Below are 3,257 nucleotides of genomic sequence, written 5' to 3' on the forward strand. Positions count from 1 at the left end.
GTCCGGGGCGGGCGGCCTCTCGCGTCCGTGCGGGGACCTCAGGCCTTGGCGTCCGCCGGAGCGTTCCCCGGAGCGTTCTCCGGGAAGTGGCACGCCACCTGGTGCCCGGTCTCGAGCACCGCCAGCGGCGGCTCCTGGCTCGCGCACACGTCCTGCGCCTTCCAGCACCGGGTGCGGAAGCGGCAGCCGCTGGGCGGGTTGATCGGCGAGGGGACGTCGCCCTTGAGCAGGATCCGGTCGCGGCCCGCGCGCTGGCGGCGGCGCGGGTCCGGGACGGGCACGGCGGACATCAGCGCGTTGGTGTACGGGTGCATCGGGCTGCGGTAGAGCGAGTCCCGGTCGGCGATCTCCACGATCTTGCCGAGGTACATCACCGCGACCCGGTCCGAGACGTGCCGGACCACCGAGAGGTCGTGCGCGATGATCAGGTAGGTCAGCCCGAGCTCCTGCTGGAGGTCGTCCAGCAGGTTGACCACCTGCGCCTGGATCGACACGTCCAGGGCGGAGACCGGCTCGTCCGCGATGATCATCTTCGGCTTCAGCGCGAGCGCCCGGGCGATGCCGATGCGCTGGCGCTGGCCTCCGGAGAACTCGTGCGGGTAGCGGTTGTAGTGCTCGGGACTGAGCCCGCACAGCTCCAGCAGCTCCTGGACGGCCTTCTTGAGGCCGCCCTCGGGCACCGCGTTCTGGAGCCGGAACGGCGCGCCGACGATGGTGCCGACGGTGTGCCGGGGGTTCAGCGAGGAGTACGGGTCCTGGAAGATCATCTGGATGTCGCGGCGCAGCGGCCGCATCGCCCCGACGCTCAGGTGGCTGATGTCGGTGCCCTCGAACTCGATGGTCCCGCCGGTCGGTTCGTCGAGCCGGGTGACCAGTCGGCCCATGGTCGACTTGCCGCAGCCGGACTCGCCCACGACGCCCAGCGTCTCGCCGGCGTTGACGGTGAAGTCGATGCCGTCGACGGCCCGCACCGCGCCGGTCTGGCGCCGCAGCAGCCCGCCGCGGATCGGGAAGTGCCGGGTCAGGCCGGCCACCTTCAGCAGCGGCTCACGGCCGGGGGCGGGTGCCGACCGCGGGGTCGGAGCCGCCTGAGTGTCCGTCATCGGTTCTCTCCAGAAAGGTGGTACGAGGCCGGGCTCACAGCCGGGGCGCGATCTCTTCGGCGAAGATGCGGTGCCGCTCGCCGGCCGCCAGGTGGCAGGCCGCGAAGTGCCCGGGCACGGCCTCGGCCAGTGCCGGGACCTCGCTCGTGGAGCGCCCGTCGGTCAGGGCGGCGTACGGGCAGCGCGGGTGGAAGGCGCAGCCGGACGGCACGTTGATCAGGCTGGGCGGGGTGCCCTTGACCGGCACCAGCCGGTCCTGGAGTTCCCGGTCCAGTCGCGGCATCGAGCCCAGCAGGCCCCAGGTGTACGGGTGTTCGGGCGCGTCGAAGAGGGTTTCGGCCGGGCCGCGCTCGACGCACTTGCCGCCGTACATGACCAGGATGTCGTCGGCCAGTTCGGCGACCACCCCGAGGTCGTGGGTGATGATGATGACCGCGGAGCCGAACTCCTCCTGGAGGTCGCGGATGAGGTCCAGGATCTGCGCCTGGACGGTGACGTCCAGGGCGGTGGTGGGCTCGTCGGCGATCAGCAGCGAGGGGTCGTTGACCAGCGCCATGGCGATCATGGCGCGCTGGCGCATGCCGCCGGAGAACTGGTGCGGGTAGTCGTCCACCCGGCGGTCCGGCTGCGGGATGCCGACCCGGTCGAGCATCTCGACCGCGCGGGTCCGGGCCTGCTTCTTGGTGGCCTGGGGGTGGTGCACCCGGTAGGCCTCGACGATCTGCTGCCCCACCGTGTAGTAGGGGTGCATCGCGGTCAGCGGGTCCTGGAAGATCATCGCCAGTTCGCGGCCGCGCAGTTGGCGCACCCGGTCCGGGCCGGCCGCGATCAGGTCCTCGCCGTTCAGCCGGATCTCGCCGCTGATCCGGGCCCGCTTGGAGCGGTGCAGGCCCATGATGCCGAGCGAGGTGACGGACTTGCCGGAGCCGGACTCGCCGACGATGCCGAGGGTGCGCCCCTTGTGCAGGTCGAAGCTGACCCCGTCCACCGAGCGGACCAGGCCGTCGTCGGTGTCGAAGTGGATCCGCAGGTCGCGCACGGAGAGGAAGGGGTCGCCGGCCGGGGCGGGCGCGGCCGCCGGGTCCTTCTGGAGGTCGGTCACGAGAGCCTCACCCGGGGGTCGACGAGGGCGTACAGGAGGTCGACCACGAGGTTGCAGGCGACGATGAAGAAGGCGGCGAGCAGGGTGACGCCGAGGATCTTGGGCAGGTCGTTGTCGGAGATCGCCTGGACGGCGAACTGGCCGACGCCCTGGAGCGAGAAGACCTGTTCGGTGATCAGCGCGCCGCCGAGCAGCAGCCCGAGGTCCATGCCGAAGATCGTGACGATCGGGGTGAGCGCGGCGCGCAGCCCGTGCCGGGCGACGACCTTGCGCTCGACCAGGCCCTTGGCCCGGGCGGTGCGGATGTAGTCCTCGCTCATGGTCTCCAGCATCCCGGCGCGGGTGAGCCGGGCGTAGAGCGCGGAGTAGAGGAAGGCCAGCGAGATCCACGGCAGGATCAGGTTGCGGGCCCACATCAGCGGGTCGTCGGTGAAGTCGACGTAGTGCAGGTTGTCCAGGATCGGCCACTCGTAGCTGAACAGCGTGAGCAGCAGCGCGCCGGTGAAGAAGACCGGCAGCGAGACGCCGGCGAGCGCGACGCCCATGGAGAGCCGGTCGAAGATCGACCGCGGCTTCAGGGCGGAGACGACGCCGGTGGCGACGCCGGAGACCAGCCAGAGCACCGCCGCACCGGCGGCGAGCGAGATGGTGATCGGGATCCGCTTGGTCAGCTCGGGCCAGACCTCCAGGTGGTTCTTGAAGGAGTAGCCGAAGCAGGGCACGTGACAGGTGGCCGGTTCCGGTCCGAAGTGGTACTCGGCGCCGCTGACCAGCCCCTTCAGGAAGTTCCAGTACTGGGTGTACAGCGGCTGGTCGAGGCCGAGGTTCTGCTTGACCGCCGCGATCGCGTCCGGCGACGGGTTCTTCCCGATGTACTGGGCGGCCAGTTGGTCGGCCGTCTCGCCCGCGAGGCGCGGGAGCAGGAAGAAGATCGCGAAGGTGACCGCGCTGACGACCAGCAGCAAAATCGCCGCCGCGAAGATCCTGCGGATGATGTAGGCAAACACAGTTGGGCGGCTCCGGCGGCCGCCGCCGTCCGGGATCTTCCGGAC

At 70.7% G+C, this 3,257-nt stretch carries 3 protein-coding genes; all 3 read right to left on the minus strand.

All coding sequences use genetic code 11. The features are described 5' to 3' along the window. Positions 1-38 precede the first annotated feature (38 nt). The 3 genes from ACFRQN_RS40305 to ACFRQN_RS40315 are packed head-to-tail and all read right to left on the minus strand — an operon-like array spanning position 39 to position 3,212. A complete protein-coding gene (locus ACFRQN_RS40305) occupies positions 39-1,103 on the minus strand; it encodes an ABC transporter ATP-binding protein (protein ID WP_049649103.1) in 1,065 nt (354 codons plus the stop codon). A gap of 34 nt (positions 1,104-1,137) precedes the next feature. Further along, positions 1,138-2,205, minus strand: a complete 1,068-nt coding sequence (locus tag ACFRQN_RS40310) for an ABC transporter ATP-binding protein (RefSeq protein WP_049649102.1) — start codon at positions 2,203-2,205, stop codon at positions 1,138-1,140. Then, positions 2,202-3,212: an ABC transporter permease gene (locus tag ACFRQN_RS40315; RefSeq protein ID WP_049649101.1), complete on the minus strand. Its 1,011-nt coding sequence runs from the start codon at positions 3,210-3,212 to the stop codon at positions 2,202-2,204. The genes ACFRQN_RS40310 and ACFRQN_RS40315 overlap by 4 nt, the downstream gene beginning before the upstream one ends. Positions 3,213-3,257 lie beyond the last annotated feature (45 nt).

Source organism: Kitasatospora sp. NPDC056800 (genome assembly GCF_042789775.1).
Lineage (GTDB): Bacteria > Actinomycetota > Actinomycetes > Streptomycetales > Streptomycetaceae > Kitasatospora.